Annotated in this window: 16 protein-coding genes; 11 read left to right on the forward strand and 5 right to left on the reverse strand. The window is 69.4% G+C overall.

The genetic code is table 11. The features are described from left to right. Nucleotides 1-93: 93 nt before the first annotated feature. Entirely contained in the window at nucleotides 94-1,368 is a 1,275-nt protein-coding gene (locus tag ACFYXF_RS16650; RefSeq protein WP_389350274.1) for an extracellular solute-binding protein, read from the reverse strand. Between the two features lie 464 nt (nucleotides 1,369-1,832). Between ACFYXF_RS16650 and ACFYXF_RS16655 the strand changes: the two genes are divergently transcribed. Both ACFYXF_RS16655 and ACFYXF_RS16660 read left to right on the forward strand, forming a co-directional pair. Continuing rightward, nucleotides 1,833-2,867 (forward strand): LacI family DNA-binding transcriptional regulator, encoded by a 1,035-nt coding sequence (locus ACFYXF_RS16655; RefSeq protein WP_268828249.1) that lies wholly within the window; start codon nucleotides 1,833-1,835, stop codon nucleotides 2,865-2,867. Between the two features lie 99 nt (nucleotides 2,868-2,966). Beyond that, nucleotides 2,967-3,878, forward strand: a complete 912-nt coding sequence (locus ACFYXF_RS16660; RefSeq protein WP_369030848.1) for a phosphatase PAP2 family protein — start codon at nucleotides 2,967-2,969, stop codon at nucleotides 3,876-3,878. 33 nt (nucleotides 3,879-3,911) lie between these two features. On the opposite strand, the gene ACFYXF_RS16665 is transcribed toward ACFYXF_RS16660, so the two are convergent. Continuing rightward, on the reverse strand, nucleotides 3,912-6,920 hold the full coding sequence (locus tag ACFYXF_RS16665) for a bifunctional [glutamine synthetase] adenylyltransferase/[glutamine synthetase]-adenylyl-L-tyrosine phosphorylase (protein WP_389350275.1): 3,009 nt from the start codon (nucleotides 6,918-6,920) through the stop codon (nucleotides 3,912-3,914). A 616-nt stretch (nucleotides 6,921-7,536) separates the two neighbouring features. Then, nucleotides 7,537-8,370 carry a hypothetical protein gene (locus tag ACFYXF_RS16670; protein ID WP_389350276.1) on the reverse strand — a complete coding sequence of 278 codons (834 nt, stop codon included), beginning with the start codon at nucleotides 8,368-8,370 and terminating at the stop codon, nucleotides 7,537-7,539. Between the two features lie 204 nt (nucleotides 8,371-8,574). Between ACFYXF_RS16670 and ACFYXF_RS16675 the strand changes: the two genes are divergently transcribed. The 3 genes from ACFYXF_RS16675 to ACFYXF_RS16685 are packed head-to-tail and all read left to right on the forward strand — an operon-like array spanning nucleotide 8,575 to nucleotide 10,367. Further along, nucleotides 8,575-9,321: a response regulator transcription factor gene (locus ACFYXF_RS16675; RefSeq protein ID WP_389350277.1), complete on the forward strand. Its 747-nt coding sequence runs from the start codon at nucleotides 8,575-8,577 to the stop codon at nucleotides 9,319-9,321. 39 nt (nucleotides 9,322-9,360) lie between these two features. Further along, nucleotides 9,361-9,864: a pyridoxamine 5'-phosphate oxidase family protein gene (locus tag ACFYXF_RS16680; RefSeq protein WP_389350278.1), complete on the forward strand. Its 504-nt coding sequence runs from the start codon at nucleotides 9,361-9,363 to the stop codon at nucleotides 9,862-9,864. 59 nt (nucleotides 9,865-9,923) lie between these two features. Continuing rightward, nucleotides 9,924-10,367: a VOC family protein gene (locus tag ACFYXF_RS16685; protein WP_389350279.1), complete on the forward strand. Its 444-nt coding sequence runs from the start codon at nucleotides 9,924-9,926 to the stop codon at nucleotides 10,365-10,367. A gap of 96 nt (nucleotides 10,368-10,463) precedes the next feature. Here ACFYXF_RS16685 and ACFYXF_RS16690 read toward each other — a convergent pair whose 3' ends face one another. After that, on the reverse strand, nucleotides 10,464-11,825 hold the full coding sequence (locus ACFYXF_RS16690; protein ID WP_189146573.1) for a glutamine synthetase family protein: 1,362 nt from the start codon (nucleotides 11,823-11,825) through the stop codon (nucleotides 10,464-10,466). A gap of 321 nt (nucleotides 11,826-12,146) precedes the next feature. On the opposite strand from ACFYXF_RS16690, the gene ACFYXF_RS16695 reads away from it, so the two are divergent. The 4 genes from ACFYXF_RS16695 (at nucleotide 12,147) to ACFYXF_RS16710 (ending at nucleotide 17,474) form a co-directional block, all read left to right on the forward strand. After that, entirely contained in the window at nucleotides 12,147-12,833 is a 687-nt protein-coding gene (locus ACFYXF_RS16695; RefSeq protein WP_389350280.1) for a DUF3105 domain-containing protein, read from the forward strand. After that, nucleotides 12,809-13,453 (forward strand): DUF305 domain-containing protein, encoded by a 645-nt coding sequence (locus ACFYXF_RS16700; RefSeq protein WP_389350372.1) that lies wholly within the window; start codon nucleotides 12,809-12,811, stop codon nucleotides 13,451-13,453. The genes ACFYXF_RS16695 and ACFYXF_RS16700 overlap by 25 nt, the downstream gene beginning before the upstream one ends. A 226-nt stretch (nucleotides 13,454-13,679) precedes the next feature. Beyond that, nucleotides 13,680-15,623, forward strand: coding sequence for a protease pro-enzyme activation domain-containing protein (locus tag ACFYXF_RS16705; RefSeq protein ID WP_389350281.1), 1,944 nt, complete (start codon nucleotides 13,680-13,682; stop codon nucleotides 15,621-15,623). Between the two features lie 96 nt (nucleotides 15,624-15,719). Further along, nucleotides 15,720-17,474, forward strand: coding sequence for an NAD+ synthase (locus ACFYXF_RS16710; RefSeq protein ID WP_389350282.1), 1,755 nt, complete (start codon nucleotides 15,720-15,722; stop codon nucleotides 17,472-17,474). A 118-nt stretch (nucleotides 17,475-17,592) separates the two neighbouring features. Here the strand turns inward: ACFYXF_RS16710 and ACFYXF_RS16715 are convergent, their stop codons facing one another. Then, on the reverse strand, nucleotides 17,593-18,447 hold the full coding sequence (locus ACFYXF_RS16715) for an alpha/beta hydrolase family protein (RefSeq protein ID WP_389350283.1): 855 nt from the start codon (nucleotides 18,445-18,447) through the stop codon (nucleotides 17,593-17,595). A 299-nt stretch (nucleotides 18,448-18,746) separates the two neighbouring features. Between ACFYXF_RS16715 and ACFYXF_RS16720 the strand changes: the two genes are divergently transcribed. Then, nucleotides 18,747-19,181 (forward strand): hypothetical protein, encoded by a 435-nt coding sequence (locus ACFYXF_RS16720; protein WP_389350284.1) that lies wholly within the window; start codon nucleotides 18,747-18,749, stop codon nucleotides 19,179-19,181. Next, a partial coding sequence (locus ACFYXF_RS16725; RefSeq protein ID WP_389350285.1) for a tetratricopeptide repeat protein occupies nucleotides 19,178-21,268 on the forward strand: 2,091 nt, incomplete at its 3' end. The genes ACFYXF_RS16720 and ACFYXF_RS16725, both read left to right, overlap by 4 nt.

Consider the following 21,268-nt stretch of genomic DNA (forward strand, 5'->3'; position numbering starts at 1 on the left):
AAAGTCAGAAGATCAGGGGGTACGGCCGACAGGCCGACGACCGTCGGAACTGTCCCCCGGGTCCGACTGGGCAGTTCCGACGGCCGATCGGGGTCACTTGCTGAAGTCCGGGACCAGCTTGGCGATCGCGGTCTCCGCGTTGCTCAGGCCCTTGTCGAGGGACTCCTTGCCGGCCGCGATCTGCGGCAGCTCGGTGTCGAGCGGACCCCACAGCGAGCTGTACTCGGGCAGGGCCGGGCGGGGCTGGGCGGCCGAGAGGACGCTCTGGTAGCCGGCGATGCCCGGGTCGGCCTTCACCTGGGCGGTGTATGCGTCGTCGCGGGTGGGCAGCGTGGAGTTCTTCAGGGCGATGGTCTCCTGGGACTTCGCCGAGGTCATGAAGTTGAGGAACTTCAGCGCGGCCTTCTGGTGCGCGGAGTCCGAACCGGCGTACACGGAGAGGTTGTGGCCGCCGGTCGGGGCGCCCGCCTTGCCGGTGGAGCCGGCCGGGACGGTGGCGATGCCCAGGTTGGCCTTGTCCTTGAACGCGGTGCCCTTGTAGAAGTTGGTGATCTCCCACGGGCCCTGGACGATCGCGGCGACCTTGCCGTTGACGAACGCGTCCTGGATGTGGGCGTAGGCGTCCGCGGTGGTGTCGGCCTTGTGCAGGCCCTTGCCGTCGAACAGGCCGAGCCAGGTCTCGTAACCCTTCTTGGCGGCGGCCGAGTTGACGGTGATCTTCTTCGTGGCGGCGTCGACGGTGTCGGTGCCCTCGCCGTAGAGGAAGTTCTGCGCGTAGTAGGCCTGGGTGGAGCCCCAGTAGCCGTCGACGCCCGTCTTGGTCTTGATGGTGGCGGCGGCCGTCTTCAGGTCGGCCCAGGTCTTCGGGGCCTCGGTGATACCGGCCTTCTCGAAGAGTTCCTTGTTGTAGACCAGCGCGAGGGTGTCGGTGACGATCGGGACGCCGTACGTCTTGCCGTCGTACTTGGCCTGTTCGATCAGGCTGGGCTGGAACTTGGCCTCGTCGGCGAGGGCCTCGGTGCCGTCGAGCGGCAGGAAGTAGCCCTTCTTGGCGAAGGCGGGGGTCCAGCCGACCTCGGAGCGCAGCACGTCCGGGGCGCCCGAAGCTGCCGCGGCGGTGTCGAACTTGTTCTGGGCCTGGTCGAAGGGGACGTTGACGTACTTGACCTTGATGTCCTTGTTGGCGGCCTCGAACTCCTTGACCAGGGCCTGGTACGTCGGTGCCTCGTTGGTGGCGTTCGTGGTGTCCCACCAGGTGATGGTGACCGGGCCGTCGGCCTTGTCGCTGCCGCTGTCGTCTCCGCCGCAGGCCGTCGCCGCGAGGGCGATGGACGCCACCAGCGCGGTGGCCGCTATGCCACGCCGCATGAGTTCTCCTTCGAGGGTGAAAGCCCGTGTACTGGCGGTAACGGCCCCGTCCGCCGTTTCCGCCGTTGTGCCGGCCGCTCCGTTGCCGCCGCCGGGCGACGTGAACGTAACAGCCATGTAAGCGTTACGAAAGACCTTGCAGAAAAAAAGTGCAAGAACCGACGACAGTTACCGTGCCGTGACCCGCCCGACACCGCTCCGAGCCCGCCTCGAACCCGTCCCATACCCGCCCTGACCCCGCCCTGGGCCTGCTCTCCGCCGTCGATCAGCGCGATCCGGGACTCTTGTGCAAGACTCTGCAAGCTCTTGCTAACCAGGCCCGACCAGAACACCGAGGGAGCGCGATGACGCAGCAACCCCCAGCGGCAGGCGGCCGTTCCGGCCGTCCGGTGGGTCGTTCGACCGCCCGTGCCCGACGGATGTTCGGTGGGCAAGGGGAGGGCCGGCCGGTACAGTCCAGCCCTGTGACCACACGGCTTGCCGACATCGCCGCCCAGGCGGGGGTGAGCGAAGCGACGGTCAGCCGGGTCCTCAACGGGAAGCCGGGCGTCGCCGCCACCACCCGCCAGTCCGTGCTCGCCGCCCTCGACGTACTGGGGTACGAGCGCCCCGTCCGGCTGCGGCAGCGCAGTGAGGGCCTGGTGGGCCTCATCACCCCGGAGCTGGAGAACCCCATCTTCCCGGCCCTGGCGCAGGTCATCGGCCAGGCCCTGACCCGGCAGGGTTACACCCCGGTCCTCGCCACCCAGACGCCCGGCGGCTCCACGGAGGACGAGCTGACGGAGATGCTCGTCGACCGGGGCGTGGCCGGCATCATCTTCGTCTCCGGACTGCACGCGGACACCTCCGCCGACATGCAGCGCTACGAGCAACTGCGCGCCCAGGGCGTGCCGTTCGTGCTGGTCGACGGCTTCTCCCCCAAGGTGCAGGCGCCGTTCATCTCCCCCGACGACCGCGCGGCGATGAACCTCGCGGTCACCCACCTCGTCTCCCTCGGCCACACCAACATCGGTCTCGCGCTCGGCCCGAAGCGTTTCGTGCCGGTCCAGCGCAAGATCGAGGGCTTCGTGCGGACGATGCAGGATCTGCTGGGCCTGACAGCACAGGACGTCGAGACGCGCCTCGTCCAGCACTCCCTCTACACCCTGGAGGGCGGCCAGGCGGCGACCACGGCTCTCATCGACCGCGACTGTACGGCGGTGGTGTGCGCGAGCGACATGATGGCGCTGGGCGCGATACGGGCGGCCCGGCAGCGCGGTCTGGAGGTCCCCCGGGACATCTCGGTCGTGGGCTTCGACGACTCCCCCCTGATCGCCTTCACCGACCCGCCCCTCACCACGGTCCGCAAGCCGGTCCCGGCGATGGGCCAGGCCGCCGTACGCACGCTCCTTGAGGAGATCGGCGGTACGCCCGCCCCGCACAGCGAGTTCGTGTTCATGCCCGAGCTGGTGGTTCGGGGTTCGACGGCTTCGGCCCCTGGGGAACGAACTCGTTCCTAGGTAGTAGTTCGGGGCGCCTGTCCCTGCCGTAGAACGTGCGGGTCGTACAGGACCAGGGGATGATCTGGGAGGGGGCCGAATCTGGCAGACTCTGTGTCCATGGGTGAGACGACCGTGACGACGAAGGAAGGCCACGACATGGCCGCTCCGCACTCTGTCGCGGGTCAGGCCGGCCGACCGGACCCGGCAGACGCGACGGACGCCGAGGTGAACGGCCGTGCGGGCAATGCCTTCCTGCGCAGGCTGCGCGCTCCGCGCCGGCCACGCCTGTGGTTCGAGATCCTGCTGATCGCGGTCAGTTACTGGACGTATTCGCTCATCCGCAACGCGGTACCGGAGCAGAAGGCCGAGGCGCTGCGCAACGCGGACTGGATCTGGAAGACCGAGCACAGCCTGGGCATCGCCTTCGAGGAATCGGTCAACCACGCGATCAACTCGGTGACTTGGCTGATCGTGGGCATGAACTACTACTACGCGACGCTGCACTTCGTCGTCACGCTCGGTGTTCTCGTGTGGCTGTACCGCAGTCACCCGGGCCGTTACGCGGCGACACGTCTGACCCTCTTCGCGACCACGGTCGTCGCACTGGTCGGTTACTACCTGTATCCGCTGGCCCCGCCCCGGCTGATGAACGGCGGCGACTTCATCGACACGGTGATGATCCACCACACCTGGGGTTCGATGGCCTCCGGCGACCTCAAGCACATGTCGAACCAGTACGCGGCGATGCCGTCGATGCACATCGGCTGGTCGACGTGGGCCGGTCTGACGATCTTCGCCCTGGCGAGCGTGCCGTGGGTGCGCGTCCTCGGCCTGCTGTACCCGATGGCGACCCTGCTGGTGATCGTCGCCACGGCCAACCACTTCTGGCTGGACGCGGTGGGCGGCCTCATGTGCCTGAGCTTCGGCTTCCTGGTGGCCCGCCTCTGGTACGGCAAGCTGCCGTACGCCCTTCCGAAGCTGGTCCCGGTGCAGGGGCAGGGCGGACCGCTGCTCCCAGTCAAGCCATAGCTTTATGGCCGACGAGGGCGGTTCCTACGCGTCCTATGCGGACGCCGCCCCGTAGAACAGCGTGTCCACGACGCCCCGGGCCCGTCGGGTGGTCCTGCGGTACGCGTCGATCATGTCGCCGACATGTCCCGGCCCGTACCCCAGATACCGCCCCACCGCGCCCAGTTCACGCCCGTCGGAGGGGAAGGTGTCCCCGGCCCGTCCGCGTACCAGCATCACGGCGTTGCGGACCCGGGTGGCCAGGACCCATGCCTCGTCCAGTATCGCGGCGTCCTCCCCGGAGATGAGGTCGGCGGCGCAGGCGGCGGCGAGGGCTTCGCGGGTACGGGTGGTCCGCAGGCCGGGTTCGGCCCAGCCGTGCTGGAGTTGCAGCAGCTGGACGGTCCACTCCACGTCCGAGAGACCGCCCCGCCCGAGCTTGGTGTGCAGGGTCGGATCGGCACCGCGAGGCATCCGCTCCGACTCCATACGGGCCTTGAGGCGCCGGATCTCGCGCACCGCGTCGTCGCCGAGCCCCTCCGCCGGGTAACGCAACGGGTCGATCAGCTCGATGAAACGGCGCCCCAACTCCAGGTCCCCGGCGACGACTTCGGCCCGCAGCAGCGCCTGGGACTCCCAGACGAGGGACCAACGCCGGTAGTAGGCCTCGTACGAGGTGAGGGTGCGGACGGTCGGCCCGGACTTGCCCTCGGGGCGCAGATCCGCGTCGATGAGCAACGGCGGGTCGGAGCTGGGCACTTGGAGGAGCCGGCGCATCTCGGAGACGACGGCGTTGGCGGCCTTGGCGGCCTCTTCCTCGCCGACGCCCTCACGTGCCTCGTGCACGAACAGCACATCGGCGTCGGAGCCGTAGCCGAGTTCGTGCCCGCCGAATCGGCCCATGCCGATCACCGCGAACCGGGTGGGCAGGGTGTCGCCCCACCCGTCTCGCACGACAGCCCTCAGGGTCCCGGCGATGGTCGCGGCCGTGATGTCGGAGAGTGCGCTGCCGACCAGGTCCACGAGGGCGCCCTGATCGGCGGCGGCGGGCGACTGCTCGGTGCCGTAGGAGCCGACGATGTCGGCGGCGGCCGTACGGAAGAGTTCGCGTCGGCGGACACCGCGCGCGGCGTACACGCCCTGTTCACCGGTGTCGGCGCGGCCGACGGCGGACAGTATCTCCTGCTCCAGGTGGGCGCGTTCGCGTGGCTCCAGCTGGCCTCCGCCGTCGCCGTCACCGAGGAGCGCGACGGCTTCCGGGGCCCGCATGAGCAGGTCCGGTGCGAGACGCCCGGCGGACAGAACCCGGGCCAGGTTCTCGGCGGCGGCCCCCTCGTCCCTCAACAGCCGCAGATACCAAGGGGTTCGGCCGAGCGCGTCGGACACTTTACGGAAGTTGAGCAGCCCGGCGTCCGGGTCGGCGGAGTCGGCGAACCAGCCCAACAGGACGGGCAGCAGGGTCCGTTGGATGGCGGCCTTCCGGCTCACCCCACTCGCCAACGCCTCCAGGTGCCGCAGGGCGGCGGCCGGATCGGCGTACCCGAGCGCGACCAGCCGCTCCCGGGCCGCACCGGTGCTCAACCTGCTCTCGCCGGGGGCGAGTTGGGCGACGGCGTCGAGCAGCGGCCGGTAGAAGAGCTTCTCGTGCAGCCGCCGTACGACGGACGCGTGCCGCTTCCACTCGCGGTTCAACTCGGCGACAGGGTCGGTACGCAGCCCCAACGAGCGCCCGATGCGCCGCAGATCGGCCTCGTCCTCGGGAACGAGATGAGTACGCCGCAGCCGGAACAGCTGGATCCGGTGCTCCATGGACCGCAGGAACCGATAGGCGTCGTCGAGCTGGACGGCATCGGCACGCCCGACGTACCCACCGGCGGCGAGCGCGTTGAGGGCGTCGAGGGTGGTCCCGCTCCGCAGGGAGGTGTCGGCACGCCCGTGCACCAACTGAAGCAGCTGCACGGCGAATTCGACATCACGCAGACCACCGGGCCCAAGCTTCAGCTCCCGCTCGACCTCGGCGATGGGAATGTTCTCGACGACCCGACGGCGCATCTTCTGCACGTCGTTGACGAAGTTCTCGCGCTCGGCGGCGTGCCAGACGAGGGGGGCGAGCGCGGCGACGTACTCCGCGCCCAGCTCGGGGTCGCCGGCGACCGGCCGGGCCTTGAGCAGCGCCTGAAACTCCCAGGTCTTGGCCCAACGCTGGTAGTAGGCGAGATGACTGCTGAGCGTCCGCACGAGCGGACCATTGCGCCCCTCGGGCCGCAGATTGGCGTCGACGGGCCAGATACTGCCCTCGATGGTGGTCTCGGAACAGATCCGCATGAGGTGCGAGGCGAGGCGTGTGGCGGCGCGCATGGCTTTCTGCTCATCGGCCCCGTCGACGGCTTCCCCGACAAAAATGACATCGACGTCGGAGACGTAGTTCAGCTCGTGGCCGCCGCACTTGCCCATGGCGATGACGGCGAGCCGGCAGATCGAGGCGTCCTCGGGTGCGGCGGTCCGGGCGATGGCGAGGGCGGCGCGGAGGGTGGCGGTGGCGAGGTCGGCGAGTTCGGCGGCGGTCTGGGCGATGTCGGTCGTGCCGCACACATCGCGGGCGGCGATGGACAGCAGGCAGCGCCGGTAGGCGACGCGCAGCGACACGGGGTCGGTGGCCTCGGCGAGCCCCCGCTCGAACTCCTCCACCCCCGGGTGGAGATCCCGGGGCTCGTACATGACGAGGGCGTGCCAGTCGCGTGGATGCCGGATGAGGTGATCTCCGAGGGCGGCGGAGGCACCGAGCACCCCGAGCAGCCGGTCGCGCAGCGGCTTGGCCGCTATCACCGTGTCCAGCAGCTCGTGCTGGGCGGTCCGCCCGTCCTGCGCCTCGACGAGCCGGACGAGCCCGAGCAGCGCGAGGTCGGGGTCGGCGGTCGCGCCCAGCGCGTCGAGCAGCACGGGGTCGTCCCGCAGAGAGGCCAGCCCGGCACTTTCGAGCAGCCGCTCGGCCCCGGAGGGATCGGTGAAGCCGTGCCGCAGCAGCCGCGTGAAGGTACTGCTCCTGCGCCCCGGCGCCATCATCCTGGGCCTCCCCATCGGATCTAGGTCGTGCGGCCTTGAGCGTAACCGGAGAGGGTGGGTGAAGCACCGGGGCGGGGTATGGGGTTTCCGTCCCGACGGCCGCCGGGACGGGCTCCCGGCCCAGGCTCCGGCTGCCGGCGGGCGCGCCGATTCCCTGCGGTCACCTGCGGGCGGCGTGACGCCACCCACCGGCCCGGCGCGGTCGGCGGCGCCGGGCCGGCCGCCGAGGTCCGCCCTAGGAGGGACGGGCCCGCCGCGCCACCGCCCGGCAGGGCCGCCGGTATCAGCCGACGACGGCCGTGACCGACCGGAAGAAGTCGGCCCGCCCCGCCGACCAGGCCGCCGGAGCCCCAAGCTCCGGGTCCCGGCCGACACGCCGGCTCCCTGGTGGCGTGACGCCACCCACAGGTCCGGCGCGGTGGCCGGCACCGGACCGACCGCCGGGATCCGCCCGGAGAGGGACGCCCCCACGCCCCTCTGCCACCCGGCGGCACAGGCCGCAGGGCGTGGTCGACCGAGAGAAGCTGGCCCGCCCCACCAGCCCACCTCGCCTCGACTTGACCGACGGCGCCGGGCAGGCCGCCGAGGTCCGTCCGCGGAGCGGCAGCGCGCCGGGTCAGCGGGTCACGACCGCCGTGGCCGGACGTGTGAGGTCGGTTGACACCGTGTCGCCCGGGGCGTGGCCCTGGGGTGCGGTGCCGTCGGGGGGCGGTAGGACGGCCGCGGTGAGGGGCTGGCCTGCTATGGGGACCAGGACGCGTCGTACGGTGCCGGCCTGTCCGTCGGTCGGCAAGGATGCGTACTGGACGTCCAGGCACTGTTTTCGCAGCGCGTCCGCCGCGTCCCGTACGGGTGTCCCGGGCTCGACCGTCGGAAGGACGACCCGGTGGCTGGATCGGCGGTCGAGGCCCTCGCAGGCCGGGGTGTCCGGTCGCGCGGGCCCCGTGGTCTCGCGCGACGCGGACAGCGTGAGGCGGACGAGGTCGTCGGCGTCCGCTCCCGTGACGTCGATCCGGATGATCCCCCGGCGCAGCTGCTCCACGGGGTGCCCGTCGAGGTCGGCCCGCACCTGGTCCGCCGTGTCGACCAGGAACCCCGACTCGACCGAGGGCTCCTCAGGGGGCCACGGCCGGGACGCCCACCCCCGCGAGGCGCGCTCCGGGGTGTGCGGCGCGGGCCAGTGTCGGAGCACCACCAGCAGCTGGTCGTCGGGGCGGGTGAAGGGGTGGGCGCGTCCCTCGACCGAGGTGAACGCCCCGGCCGACCGGACGGCGGCACGCGACTCTCCGTCGATCCGGACCCCGCCCCGGGACCCGAGTGTGAACCGCACGTCGGAGAACTCCGTGCTGTCGCTCGCCGCCTCGGCGGTGGCGGGCGCGCCCTCGCACCCGGCGGTGAGGAGCGCGGCGACAAGGGCAGCTGCGCCGACGAGACAGGACGAGTGGAACATGTAGGACAAGTTAGACAAGTGGACGCGCATGGCATGCCTCCGTGGGGCCGGCGCAGGCGGCCCGCTCGACCGCCTGCCTCGACACTGCGCGTGCCAACGCCCGCAGCCCATTCGTCATTTGGCGAATCTCCGGCATTCCCGGCGTCACCGAGACCCGCGGGCGTACATTCGGAACCACGCGAGAACCGGCCCCGGGAGGCCGTCATGACAGCAGCAGCCGGTACGACGGCCCAGGCCCACCTACGACGCATGGCGGACGTCCTCGCCGAGGCACGGGAGGACACGTCGGACGACGTACCGCCGAGATGCCTGCTGACCGGTCTGCAGAGCCTCGTACCCTGCGACGCCGTCAGCTTCTCGGAACTGGACATCCCGACCAGGCGCCACATCACCGCGCAGGAGACGGTGGTCGAGGACGAGAACTGCGAGATGGAGCCGTACTGGCGCTGGCGCCACCAGCACCTCCAGTGCCGGCGAGTCACCTCACAGCCGCGCAGCAGCCCCGAGATCACCCAGCTGACGGACTTCATGCCGGTCCGCCGGCTGACGAACCTGGCGATCTACACCGAGTTCCTCCGGCCGACCAAGTGCATCGCGGCCATCGCCCTGCCCACCGCCCCGGGCCGTACCCGCGTCTACCAGCTCCTCCGCGACGACCCGAAGCCGTTCACCGACGCCGAGATGACCACCCTCTACCTGCTGGCGCCCCACCTGTACACGATCTACCGCGAAGCGGCCCTCAGACGCCGTCAGCCCGTCCGCCTGACCGAACGTGAACTCGACGTCCTGCGCTGTGTGGCCCTGGGCATGACCACCCCGCAGATAGCCGAGCAGCTGACGGTCTCCCCGAGCACGGTCCGCAAGCACTTGGAGAACGCGTTCGGCCGCCTGGGCGTCTCCAGCCGCGCGGCGGCGGTGGCACGGGTGTTCCCTGAACCGGAGGCTCTCTGACGAGCCCCATGACGCCCATGACTCCGGCGAAGGGATCACATGGAACCGCAGGCCGAGCTGGACCCCCGCTACAGCGAGGAGACCGCCACCCCTCCCCCATGGCCCGAGACAGAAGCACGGCTCACCGCGGCGGAACTCTTCTGGATCTCGACGGTACGACCCGACGGCCGCCCCCACGTCACCCCGCTGCCCGCGATCTGGTCGCGCGGCGCGCTGCACTTCTGCACGGGCCCCGAGGAGCGCAAGGCGCGCAACCTCGCCCAGAACCCGCAGGTCGTGCTGACGACGGGCACCAGCACCTGGAACAAGGGGTACGACCTGGTGGTGGAAGGCGAGGCGGTACGGGTGTCGGACGACGACCGTCTGCACGAGCTGGCCGCGGCCTGGGAGGCCAAGTACGGCAGCTTCTGGCACTTCGAGGTGCGGGACGGTCACTTCCAGCACGGCTCCGGACACGCTGTGGTCTTTTCGGTGGCGCCCCGCACGGTTTTCGGCTTCGGTAAGGGGGAGCCGTTCAGCCAGACGCGCTGGCGGTTCGGCTGAATGCCCTGAGCGCCCTGAGCGCCCGTCAAGGACGACGTGAAGCGATCTGGAGGACTGCCATGCAGTACACGCTCGAAGTGATCCCGCTGCCCGTGAGCGACATCGACCGGGCCCGCGACTTCTACCGCGACAAGGCCGGTTTCCACGTCGACATCGACCAGGAGGTCATGCCGGGAATGCGCATCGTCCAGCTGACGCCACCGGGCTCGGGCTGTTCGATCGCCCTCGGCGACAGCATCTGGGACACGATGGACGGCCCGACCCCGGCCCCCGGCTCGTACCAGGGCCTCCAGCTGTGCGTCCCCGACATCAAGGCGGCCCACGCCGAGCTGACGGAACGCGGCCTGGAGGTCTCGGACCCGATGCAGTTCTCCCCGGACGACGGCGCGACGTTCATGTACTTCAAGGACCCGGACGGCAACGGCTGGGCGATCCAGGAGTACCGGGTACGGGCACAAAAGCCCCTGCACGAGCTGCTCGGCGAACTGGCGGCGCGCCCCTAAAGGGGGCGCAGCCCCCCTTTAGGGGCGCGGGGAACTGCGCGAGAAACCCCCACCGGCCGCAACAGGAAAAGCGGCCGGTGGACCCCAAGACGGCCCCTAAAGAACCGGCAGATTCTTCCGCAGCTCAAAGGCGGTCACCTCGGACCGGTACTCCTCCCACTCCTGCCGCTTGTTCCGCAGGAAGAAGTCGAACACGTGTTCGCCGAGCGTCTCGGCGACCAGTTCGCTGCGCTCCATCAGCGTCAGAGCCTCGCCCAGGTTCTGCGGCAGCGGCTCGATGCCCATCGCGCGCCGCTCCGCGTCCGAAAGCGCCCACACGTCGTCGTCGGCGCCCGGCGGCAGCTCGTAGCCCTCCTCGATGCCCTTGAGGCCGGCGGCCAGCAGGACGGCGTACGCCAGGTACGGGTTCGCGCCCGAGTCCAGGGAGCGGACCTCCACACGCGCGGAGCCGGTCTTGCCGGGCTTGTACATCGGGACGCGCACCAGGGCCGAGCGGTTGTTGTGGCCCCAGCAGATGTACGAGGGGGCCTCGCCGCCGGCGCCCGCCGTGCGCTCCGAGCCGCCCCAGATGCGCTTGTACGAGTTCACCCACTGGTTGGTGACCGCCGCGATCTCCGCCGCGTGCTTCAGCAGGCCCGCGATGAAGGAGCGGCCGACCTTGGAGAGCTGGTACTCCGAGCCGGACTCGTAGAACGCGTTCCGGTCGCCCTCGAACAATGACAAGTGCGTGTGCATGCCGCTGCCGGGGTGCTCGCTGAACGGCTTCGGCATGAACGTCGCGTTCACGCCCTGCTCCAGCGCCACCTGCTTCATCACCAGGCGGAACGTCATGATGTTGTCCGCCGTCGAGAGCGCGTCCGCGTAGCGGAGGTCGATCTCCTGCTGGCCGGGGGCGCCCTCGTGGTGGGAGAACTCGACCGAGATGCCCATCGACTCCAGCATCGTGATGGCCTGGCGGCGGAAGTCCTGGCCGACGTGGGTCGGGGTGTGGTCGAAGTAGCCGGAGTTGTCGGCCGGGGTCGGGCGGGTGCCGTCGAGCGGCTTGTCCTTCAGGAGGAAGAACTCGATCTCCGGGTGGGTGTAGAAGGTGAAGCCCAGGTCGGAGCCGCGGGTGAGGGCGCGCTTGAGGACGTAGCGCGGGTCCGCGAAGGACGGGGAGCCGTCCGGCATGAGGATGTCGCAGAACATCCGGGCCGTACCGGGCGCCTCCGCGCGCCACGGGAGGATCTGGAACGTCGACGGGTCCGGCTTGGCGATCATGTCGGACTCGTACACACGGGCGAAGCCCTCGATCGCGGAGCCGTCGAAACCGATGCCCTCGTCGAAGGCCTGCTCCAGCTCGGCCGGGGCCACGGCCACGGACTTGAGGAAGCCCAGCACGTCCGTGAACCACAGCCGGACGAACCGGATGTCACGCTCCTCCAACGTCCGGAGCACGAACTCCTGCTGCTTGTCCATCTTCCGCTTCCCCATCCTTGCTGGTCAGGCCGCCTGTCTCCCGCACCACGGAAGGCGGTCGGGCACCTGAGCATCCCACCACAACAGCATTTCATGCGCATTGCGCACCTTGATCGTCCAGCCGACCTCGGAGTGAACGCCTCACGTACGGCGAGTGGACCGCTCTGCAGCCCATCTTGCCTGTTCGCGGCGATATCCGTAATGGGCGACCACCGACCGGAACCGTTGCGGACCATCGGGGCCGACGATCACCCGCCACGGATTACGATCAGGGGACCGACCGTCCCTTTCCCCGTCCCTTTCCCCAGAAGGATCGATCCCATGGGTTCCGCCAAGAAGAGCGCCAAAGACAGCGGCAGCGGCAGCGCGGCGCGCAAGGCGCGCATAGAGGAGATGCGGCGCGCCGAGCGCTCGCGCGAGCGCCGGAACCGGATCCTCACGATCGGCGTGAGCGTCGTCATAGTGGCCGGCCTCGTTGTCGGTGCGACGGTCCTCGTGCGGTCGCAGTCCGACGACGACAGCACCACCGCCGCGAGCGACTCCAAGGGCACGGGCAAGTTCGTCACCGGCGCGGACGGTGTGAAGACCTGGGACAAGAAACTCACCCAGAACCACGTCACCAAGACCGTGAACTACCCGATGGAGCCCCCGGTCGGCGGTGACCACAACCAGGTCTGGATGAACTGCAACGGTGACGTATACACCAAGGCGATCAACAACATGAACGCCGTGCACTCGCTGGAGCACGGCGCTGTGTGGGTGACGTACAACAGCAAGGCGTCGAAGACCGACATCGACGCGCTCGCGGCCAAGGTGAAGAAGACGCCGTACACGCTGATGAGCCCGGACGACAAGCAGGCGGACCCGATCATGCTCTCCGCGTGGGGCAAGCAGCGCACGGTGACCAGCGCCACCGACCCGAACGTGGACAAGTTCTTCTCGGAGTTCGTCCAGGGCGACCAGACCCCCGAGCCGGGTGCCGCCTGCACGAACGGGCTGTCCCAGTGATACGGGCGCCCTGGATCGCCGCTGCCGCCGTGACGGCGCTCGTCGCGGCCGGCGGGATCACCTACGCGGTCGCCGACGGCGACGACTCCGGGATGACGGCGCCCGCCGCCGACTCGGCGGACGCCGGGTTCGCCCGTGACATGGCCGTCCATCATCAGCAGGCCGTCGAGATGTCGTACATCGTGCGTGACCGGACGGACAACGAGGAGATCCGGCGTCTCGCGTACGACATCTCGCAGACGCAGGCCAACCAGCGCGGCATGCTGCTGGGCTGGCTCGACCTGTGGGAGCTGCCGAAGGTGTCCTCGGACGCGCCCATGTCCTGGATGGACATGGCGGGCATGGCCGACGGCAAGGACGGCGCGCTGATGCCGGGCATGGCGACCAACACCGAGCTGACGAAGCTGGGCAAGCTCAGCGGCAAGCAGGCCGAGGTCTTCTATCTCCAGCTGATGACCGAGCACCACCAGGGCGGTATCCACATGGCCGAGGGGTGTGTGGAGCGGTGCGAGGTGGGGGTGGAGAAGCGGCTCGCGCAGGGCATGGTCAACGCGCAGGAGTCGGAGATCTCCCTGATGGCGGGGATGTTGAAGGAGCGCGGCGCCAAGGCCCTCTCCTAGGAGCCCGGTTCAGCAGTTCCTGAGTGCCGGTTCAGCAGTTCCTGGGCGCCGGTTCAGTGGGACGGTTGGGGCGTACACCCCAAATCGCTTGCGTATACGGTTCCTTGGGGGCTTCTTGGCCCAGCCATTCCCCCCGGATTCCCCTGGCATGAACGGTTCATCGCGAGAGTGGCCAGCGGCGAGTGATCACTCGTCTTGCTCGCGTTGAACCGCATCAGGGGGTTCCATGAGATCCAATCGCGCCATCAAGCGCGCCGGGGTGAGCCTGGCAGCGACACTGCCTCTGCTCGCCGGCGCGCTGGCGCTCGGCATACCCGCGGCCCATGCCGCGGACGCCCCGGGCCGGGACACGCTCGCCGGCACCAGGCCCGCGTGGGCCACCGCCAAGGCCGACAAGGGAGCCACGTCCGACAGCTCCAAGGTCTCCGCCCGGGTCTACTTCGCCGGCCGGGACGCCACCGGTCTGGCCGCGTACGCGAAGGCCGTCTCCGACCCGACGTCCGCCGTGTACGGCAAGTACCTCACCGCCGCGCAGGTCCAGCAGCGCTTCGGGGCCTCCCCGGCCCAGGTCGCCGCGGTCAAGGCGTGGCTGACGTCGGCGGGCCTCAAGGTCACCGGCGTGACGGCGCACTACATCACGGTGACCGGTGACGTGGCCGCCGCCGAGAAGGCCTTCGGCACGCAGCTGCACAACTACGCCAAGGGCAAGCGGACCTACCGGGCTCCCGCAAAGACGGCGTCCGCGCCGGAGAGCCTGGACGGTGCCGTCCTGACCGTCACGGGTCTGGACAACGCCCCGCACAAGGCGACCCACGACGACACGCTGCCGGCGCCGGAGACGGTGTTCCGCAACTCCGGGCCGTTCTCGACGTACTACGGCTCGAACACCGCCACCACGCTGCCGACGGCGTACGGCAAGCAGATCCCGTACGCCGTCGAGGGCTACACGGGCAAGCAGCTGCGGGCCGCGTACGGCGCGGGCAGCTGGACCGGCAAGAAGGTGCGCGTCGCCATCACCGACGCCTACGCCTCGCCGTACATCGCCGGCGACGCCGCCACCTACGCGGCCAAGCACGGCGACGCCGCCTACCGGAGCGGCCAGCTCAAGCAGGTCCTGCCGACGGACTACCGGTACACCGAGGAGTGCTCCGCGGCCGGCTGGTACGGCGAGGAGACCCTCGACGTCGAGGCCGTGCACGCGGTCGCACCGGCGGCGGACATCACGTACGTCGGCTCGGCGTCCTGCACCGACGACGACCTGCTGGACTCCCTCGGCACGATCGTCGACAAGCACCTCGCGGACATCGTCTCCAACTCGTGGGGCGACATCGAGGCCAACCAGACCCCGGACCTGGCCGCCGCCTACGACCAGGTGTTCAAGCTGGGCGCGGTCGAGGGCATCGGCTTCTACTTCTCCTCCGGCGACAACGGCGACGAGGTCGTCAACACCGGCGTGAAGCAGGTCGACACCCCGGCCAACTCGGCGTGGGTGACGGCGGTCGGCGGTACCTCGCTGGCGGTCGGCAAGGGTGACGCGTACCAGTGGGAGACCGGCTGGGGCACCGAGAAGGCCTCGCTGTCGGCCGACGGCAAGAGCTGGACGAACTTCCCGGGCGCCTACACCTCGGGCGCGGGCGGCGGCACCAGCGCGACCGTCGCGGAGCCCTTCTACCAGAAGGGCATCGTGCCGGGGTACCTGGCCAAGGCGGTCAGCGAGAAGGGCAACCGGGTCGTCCCGGACATCGCGGCGATCGCGGACCCGAACACCGGCTTCAAGGTCGGCCAGACCCAGACCCTGCCGGAGGGCGGCGTCGCGTACAGCGAGTACCGCATCGGCGGTACGTCCCTTGCGGCGCCGGTGATCGCGGCCGTACAGGCCCTCGCGCAGGAGGCCCGCGGCGGCGCGCCGATCGGCTTCGCCAACCCGGCGATCTACGCCAGGTACGCCGCCCACGCGGGGCTCTACCACGACGTGACCGACAACCCCACGGGGTACGGGCTCGCCGTGGCACGCCTGGACTTCACCAACGGCTACGACGCCACGGACGGGATCCTCACCTCCGTCCGCAGCCTCGGCAAGGACAGCTCGCTCCAGGCCGTACGCGGCTACGACGACGTGACCGGCGTGGGTACGCCCGCGAAGGGTTACGTGGAGTCGTACCGCCGCTGAGGCAGCTCCCGTGTTGATGGGGTGGCGGAGGGACGTGGGGTGACCCACACCTCTCCGCCACCCCATCGCGTCGCATTGACGATTACACTTGGCGGCGTGCCTCAACTACGCCTCGCCCTGAACCAGATCGACTCGCGCGTCGGCGACATCGCCGGGAACGCGGAATCGATCCTCCGCTGGACCCGGCACTCCGCCGAGCAGGGAGCGCATCTAGTGGCGTTCCCGGAGATGGTGCTGACCGGGTACCCCGTCGAGGACCTCGCCCTGCGCTCCTCCTTCGTGGAGGCGTCCCGCGCGGCCCTGCGCTCGCTCGCCGCGCGTCTGGCCGAGGAGGGCTTCGGCCACCTTCCGGTGGTCGTCGGCTACCTCGACCGCTCCGAGACCGACCTGCCGAAGTTCGGCCGCCCGGCGGGCTCCCCGCGCAACGCGGGCGCGGTGCTGCACGGCGGCGAGGTGATCCTCACGTACGCGAAGCACCACCTCCCCAACTACGGCGTCTTCGACGAGTTCCGCTACTTCGTGCAGGGCGACACCATGCCGGTGCTGCGGGTACACGGTGTGGACGTGGCCCTGGCCATCTGCGAGGACCTGTGGCAGGACGGCGGCCGGGTCCCGGCGGCCCGCTCGGCGAAGGCGGGCCTGCTGCTCTCGATCAACGCCTCCCCCTTCGAGCGCGACAAGGACGACACGCGCCTGGAGCTGGTCCGCAAGCGCGCCCAGGAGGCGGGCTGCACGACCGCCTACCTGGCGATGGTCGGCGGCCAGGACGAACTGGTCTTCGACGGCGACTCGATCGTGGTGGACGGGAACGGCGAGGTGATCGCGCGGGCCCCCCAGTTCACGGAGGGCTGCGTGGTCCTGGACCTGGACCTGCCGGCGGCGCTACCGGACGCGCCGACGGGCGTGGTGGACGACGGCCTGCGCATCGACCGGGTGGTGCTGTCGGAGGAGCCGCTGCCGACGTACGCCGCTGAGCTGACGGGCGGCTACGCGGAACGCCTGGACGACGCCGAGGAGATGTACTCGGCGCTGGTCGTGGGCCTGCGAGCGTACGTGACGAAGAACGGCTTCAGGTCGGTGTTGATCGGCCTCTCGGGCGGCATCGACTCCGCCCTGGTGGCAGCCCTGGCGTGCGACGCGGTGGGCGCGGAGAACGTGTACGGCGTGGCGATGCCGTCCAAGTACTCCTCCGACCACTCGATCGGCGACGCGGAGGAACTGGCTCGCCGGACGGGGCTGAACTTCCGTACGGTGCCGATCGCGCCGATGTTCGACGCGTACATGGACTCCCTGGGCCTGACGGGCCTGGCGGAGGAGAACCTCCAGTCCCGCCTGCGCGGCACGATGCTGATGGCGATCTCGAACCAGGAGGGCCACATCGTGCTGGCCCCGGGCAACAAGTCCGAACTGGCGGTGGGTTACTCGACGCTGTACGGCGACTCGGTGGGGGCGTACGGCCCGATCAAGGACGTGTACAAGACGTCGATCTTCCGGCTGGCGGAGTGGCGCAATCGGGCTGCGGTTGAGCGGGGCCAGACGCCGCCGATCCCGGAGAACTCGATCACGAAGCCGCCGAGTGCGGAGTTGCGTCCGGATCAGGTGGACACGGACTCCTTGCCCGACTATCCGGTGCTGGACGCGATTCTCGAGCTGTACGTGGACCGGGACACGGGGGCCGATGCGATCGTCGCGGCCGGGTACGACGCGGAGTTGGTGACCCGGGTGCTGCGGATGGTGGACACGGCCGAGTACAAGCGGCGGCAGTATCCGCCGGGGACGAAGATCTCGGCGAAGGGGTTCGGGAAGGATCGGCGGCTGCCTATTACGAATGGGTGGCGGGAGTCGGTTTGAGGGGTGGGGGTGGAGGTGCGCTTTGATGGGTTTCGCCCCCGTCGCCCCTACCCCCAGTGGCTCCGGCTGTGGACGGTCCCTGCCGCGTCACCTGCTATCGCGCGCCCGGGCTACCTTGCTACACCACGCTCCGGTCAAGAAAGTCGATCACAGCCCTGGCCAGCGCTACGCGGTGGTCGGACAGAGAGTGATCCGTCATGAAAACCCGATGTTCGAGACAGGGAACTGCGTACGTCTGGTAAGCGGCAACCACGGGTTCATGGTGGATCTGGACAGGGGCTACTTCATCCCGACCTGCGCCAACCAGGAGTACGGGCCGGTCAGCGAGTCGAGGGGCCAGCCGGGCAAGGCCCCACTCGGTCCCGGTGCTCTCTATCTCCGACACCAGTGCTTCCCCGCTCGTGCCCCGCAGCGGAAGCAACTCCCCTTCAAACGCAGTAACGAATGCGGCGCGGGCCACGGGGTCCATCCGGCATCTGGCCCCGACCGCACCGAGGTCGAAACCCGCGACAGAGGCAACGGCGCGCACCTGAGAATCCGCGGCGGCGGTCATCAGCGCTGCGAAACCTCCCAGGCTGTGGCCTACGACCGCAATCCGCTCCGCGTCCAGGCGATACTCGGCCACAGTGCCCGGCTCACGCAGCGCGGTAACGACGCGGGCGCTGTCTTCAAGGACGTGGCACCAGGCATACGTGCCGCCGACGCCCCAGGAGCCCCGGTAGTGGAAGACCACCGTGGCATAGCCCGCGCGGCGCAGCGCCTGCGCAAGGTCGAAGTTTCGCTCGTTCCCCGGGAATCCATGCAAAAGCACCACCACCGGGTGTGGACCGGGCCCCGGCGGCAGGTGGAGGAGTCCCAGCAAGCTCTCACCCGCGCTGCGGACGTTCAGCGGGACCGTGGCGGCCGGTGGCCCCAGACCGACGACCGGGTCCGCTGCGACAGGGTCGGGCCGCAGTTCTCCTGCGTCGGGCATGGGGCCTCCAGTTCCAAACGACCGCCAACCATCGGGACGCTAGCAGGCAGTACTCACGCCGCCGATGGCGCGGGATGCCATTCTCACCAAGACTTCGACTCCTTGACGTGAGTGAAGGGATACGGACCTCAGCCGATCAGGGTGCCCCTCATTCCGACTACCTAACGCAGTCTTGAAAACGCGTAACGTCATAATCTGGGAGGCGATGAACTTCTCGGCAGGGTGTGATCGCGGCCGGGAGTGCAGGCACCGAACAGGGAAGCTCGGACCGCTTGTTCACTCCGGGGATTGGGGGACTCATGACGACCGAAGCGCTGGCTGGACTCGCAGCTGCTGGCGGAGCAGCACTGGTTGGGGCGATGGCCACGGACGCCTGGCAGACGGCACGCACACGTTTCCTCCAATTACTCGGACGGGACCACCGCCGGGACTGCATTGAAGGTCAGCTGGAGGCACAGGCGGATGTGGTGGAACGCACCACCGAGAGCCACCAGGAGGAAGCTCGCGCAGCACTTCTCCCGGCATGGCAGTTTCAGTTGGCGGACTTCCTCCAGCAGCACCCCGAAGCCGAGCAGGAGTTGCGGCAGGTGATCGAGCAGGTGCGGTCGGAGTTGCCCGAGAAGTACCAGCGGCAGGTGGAAGCGCAGTTCGAGGTGCGCGCCGGACGGGATGCCTACACCTCCGCACAGGACATGACCGTCACGCATCACAATGGAGACCGCTCCTCGCCATGACTGCACCGCACTCGGAGCAACCGAGCATCTGGATCGGAGCTGACCGGGACACTTACGCCGCCGCCAACAACCTGCATGTTCACCATCACGGAGAGAATTTCGGCCCCGCCGGCCAAGTGTCCATCGTGCCCCGGCAACTGGTCTATCCAGCGCGAGGCCGTCAGGGGGTCATTGAGTCCCTGCTCGCTACTCCCTCCGGGACGGTACATGTGGTGTGCGGCACCGGAGGGTCCGGCAAGACCACAGTCGCACTGGCCGTCGCGGCGGAAGCCCGGGCTCGGGGCGCCGAGGTGTGGCAGTTGTCCGCCGTGGACGCCGCTACGTTCGACGCTCATTTGCGTGCTCTTGCCGTGCGGCTGGGTGTCGGCATCGAGCGACTCAGGCTCGCCTGGTCGGGCTCGGCCGGTGACGCCCCCGACCTTGTGTGGGAAGCGTTGGAGCAGCGGACGCGACCATGGTTGCTGATCGTCGACAACGCCGACGACTTGGGGCTACTGGCAGGCGCGGACGGCCACGTAGAGGACGGCACCGGCTGGATCCGCCGCCCGCCGACGCCAGGACGGTTGCTGATCACCAGCCGCAACCAGAACCACGAGGCATGGGGGACCTGGGTGGGTCTGCACCCGCTCGGCATTCTCTCTCGCGGGGCAGCGACAGAACTACTCCTCGACCGAGCCCCCACAGCGGGAAGCGGAGCCCAGGCCGCCGCGCTCTCCGATCGACTCGGCCACCTGCCACTGCTGCTCCACCAGGCCGGTCTCTATATCTCCCGTGCCGACCGCAATCCCCCGTGGCCGGGCGCGCCTCGCTGCCCTCGAACCTTCGAGGCGTATCGCATCGCACTCAGCGACCGTCTCAACGAACTACTGGACAGCCCAACCGGCCAGCCATCGCACCTGCCGCGCCAACGAGCCACCGCGACATGGGAAGTCACCCTCGATCTCCTGGCCAGGCGGCAGTTGAGCCACGCCAGGCCGCTGCTCCGACTGCTGGCGCACTTCGGTGACGCACCCATCCCATACGCAGAGGTGCTGCCCTGCTCCGCCCTTCACACCTCCCGGCTGTTCCAGCTCCAGCCCGGGGCCGACCTCCAACAAGCGATCAACGCGCTTGCCGAATACGCCCTGGTCACCACCCAGGTTCCCGGCAGCGACGCTGACGATGCAGCTGGTTACACAGTGACCCTTCATCCCCTTGTCGCCGAAGTCACCCGGCAACTCGACGAGGTCCGCCGGTACCGTGCCGAGTATCTCGCGCTGGTCGCCCAGGGCCTGCACGACGGTGCGGCCAGACATGACCCTCGCAGCCCATCCGACTGGCCTTTCTGGCACCTCGCCACCGCGCATCTGCGCTGTTTACTTGAACAGGCGGGGGACTGGGACCCCGGTCCGGATGCGGAGACCATGACCGTCGCGGCCATCGCCTGCATCGAGTACGCCAGGGACGCCGGCCTGTACGACCTCGCGAAAGCCACGGTTGATCGCGCCACCACGGTGTGCGCCTCACTGCCGGCCGATGGTCGAACTGCCCTGAGGCTGCGTCTCGAACGTGCGCGGCTCACCGGCCTGGCCGGTGACATCGCAGCGGCCGAGTCGGAGTGCCGCGCACTGCTCGATATCCAGCGCCGGTTGCTGCACGACGCCGATCCCCACACCCTGTGGACCCAACATGCCCTGGCCCATGTGCTTGACCGGCGCGGAGACCTGGACGGGGCTGAGGCGGAATACCGGGCAGTCCTCGAAGGCCGCTCACGGATCCTCGGTACCGATCACATCGATACCCTGTGGACCCGGCACAACCTGGCCTGGATCGCCTGCCAGCGGGGCGACCTGGCTGTGGCCGAGGGGGAGTACCGGGCATTGTTGGAGGACCGTTCACGGATCTTGGGCTGCGACCATCCGCACACCCTGTACACCCGGCATGCACTGGCCTGGGTGCTCGGCCAGCAGGGCAACCTGGCAGCAGCGGAACCCGAATACCGGGCGGTGCTGGAGGACCGTTCACGGATCTTGGGCTGCGACCATCCGCACACCCTGTACACCCGGCATGCACTGGCCTGGGTGCTCGGCCAGCAGGGCAACCTGGCA

Origin of the sequence: Streptomyces sp. NPDC002680 (assembly GCF_042889145.1) — a bacterium.
GTDB classification, from domain to species: domain Bacteria; phylum Actinomycetota; class Actinomycetes; order Streptomycetales; family Streptomycetaceae; genus Streptomyces; species Streptomyces adonidis.

What these genes read in the sequence shown, in the direction of transcription:
- ACFYXF_RS16650 (WP_389350274.1), bottom strand. Translation starts at nt 1,368, where the DNA reads ATGCGGCGTGGCATAGCGGCCACCGCGCTGGTGGCGTCCATCGCCCTC.
- ACFYXF_RS16660 (WP_369030848.1), top strand. Translation starts at nt 2,967, where the DNA reads ATGGGTGAGACGACCGTGACGACGAAGGAAGGCCACGACATGGCCGCT.
- ACFYXF_RS16665 (WP_389350275.1), bottom strand. Translation starts at nt 6,920, where the DNA reads ATGATGGCGCCGGGGCGCAGGAGCAGTACCTTCACGCGGCTGCTGCGG.
- ACFYXF_RS16670 (WP_389350276.1), bottom strand. Translation starts at nt 8,370, where the DNA reads ATGTTCCACTCGTCCTGTCTCGTCGGCGCAGCTGCCCTTGTCGCCGCG.
- ACFYXF_RS16675 (WP_389350277.1), top strand. Translation starts at nt 8,575, where the DNA reads ATGACAGCAGCAGCCGGTACGACGGCCCAGGCCCACCTACGACGCATG.
- ACFYXF_RS16680 (WP_389350278.1), top strand. Translation starts at nt 9,361, where the DNA reads ATGGAACCGCAGGCCGAGCTGGACCCCCGCTACAGCGAGGAGACCGCC.
- ACFYXF_RS16685 (WP_389350279.1), top strand. Translation starts at nt 9,924, where the DNA reads ATGCAGTACACGCTCGAAGTGATCCCGCTGCCCGTGAGCGACATCGAC.
- ACFYXF_RS16690 (WP_189146573.1), bottom strand. Translation starts at nt 11,825, where the DNA reads ATGGACAAGCAGCAGGAGTTCGTGCTCCGGACGTTGGAGGAGCGTGAC.
- ACFYXF_RS16695 (WP_389350280.1), top strand. Translation starts at nt 12,147, where the DNA reads ATGGGTTCCGCCAAGAAGAGCGCCAAAGACAGCGGCAGCGGCAGCGCG.
- ACFYXF_RS16705 (WP_389350281.1), top strand. Translation starts at nt 13,680, where the DNA reads ATGAGATCCAATCGCGCCATCAAGCGCGCCGGGGTGAGCCTGGCAGCG.
- ACFYXF_RS16715 (WP_389350283.1), bottom strand. Translation starts at nt 18,447, where the DNA reads ATGCCCGACGCAGGAGAACTGCGGCCCGACCCTGTCGCAGCGGACCCG.
- ACFYXF_RS16720 (WP_389350284.1), top strand. Translation starts at nt 18,747, where the DNA reads ATGACGACCGAAGCGCTGGCTGGACTCGCAGCTGCTGGCGGAGCAGCA.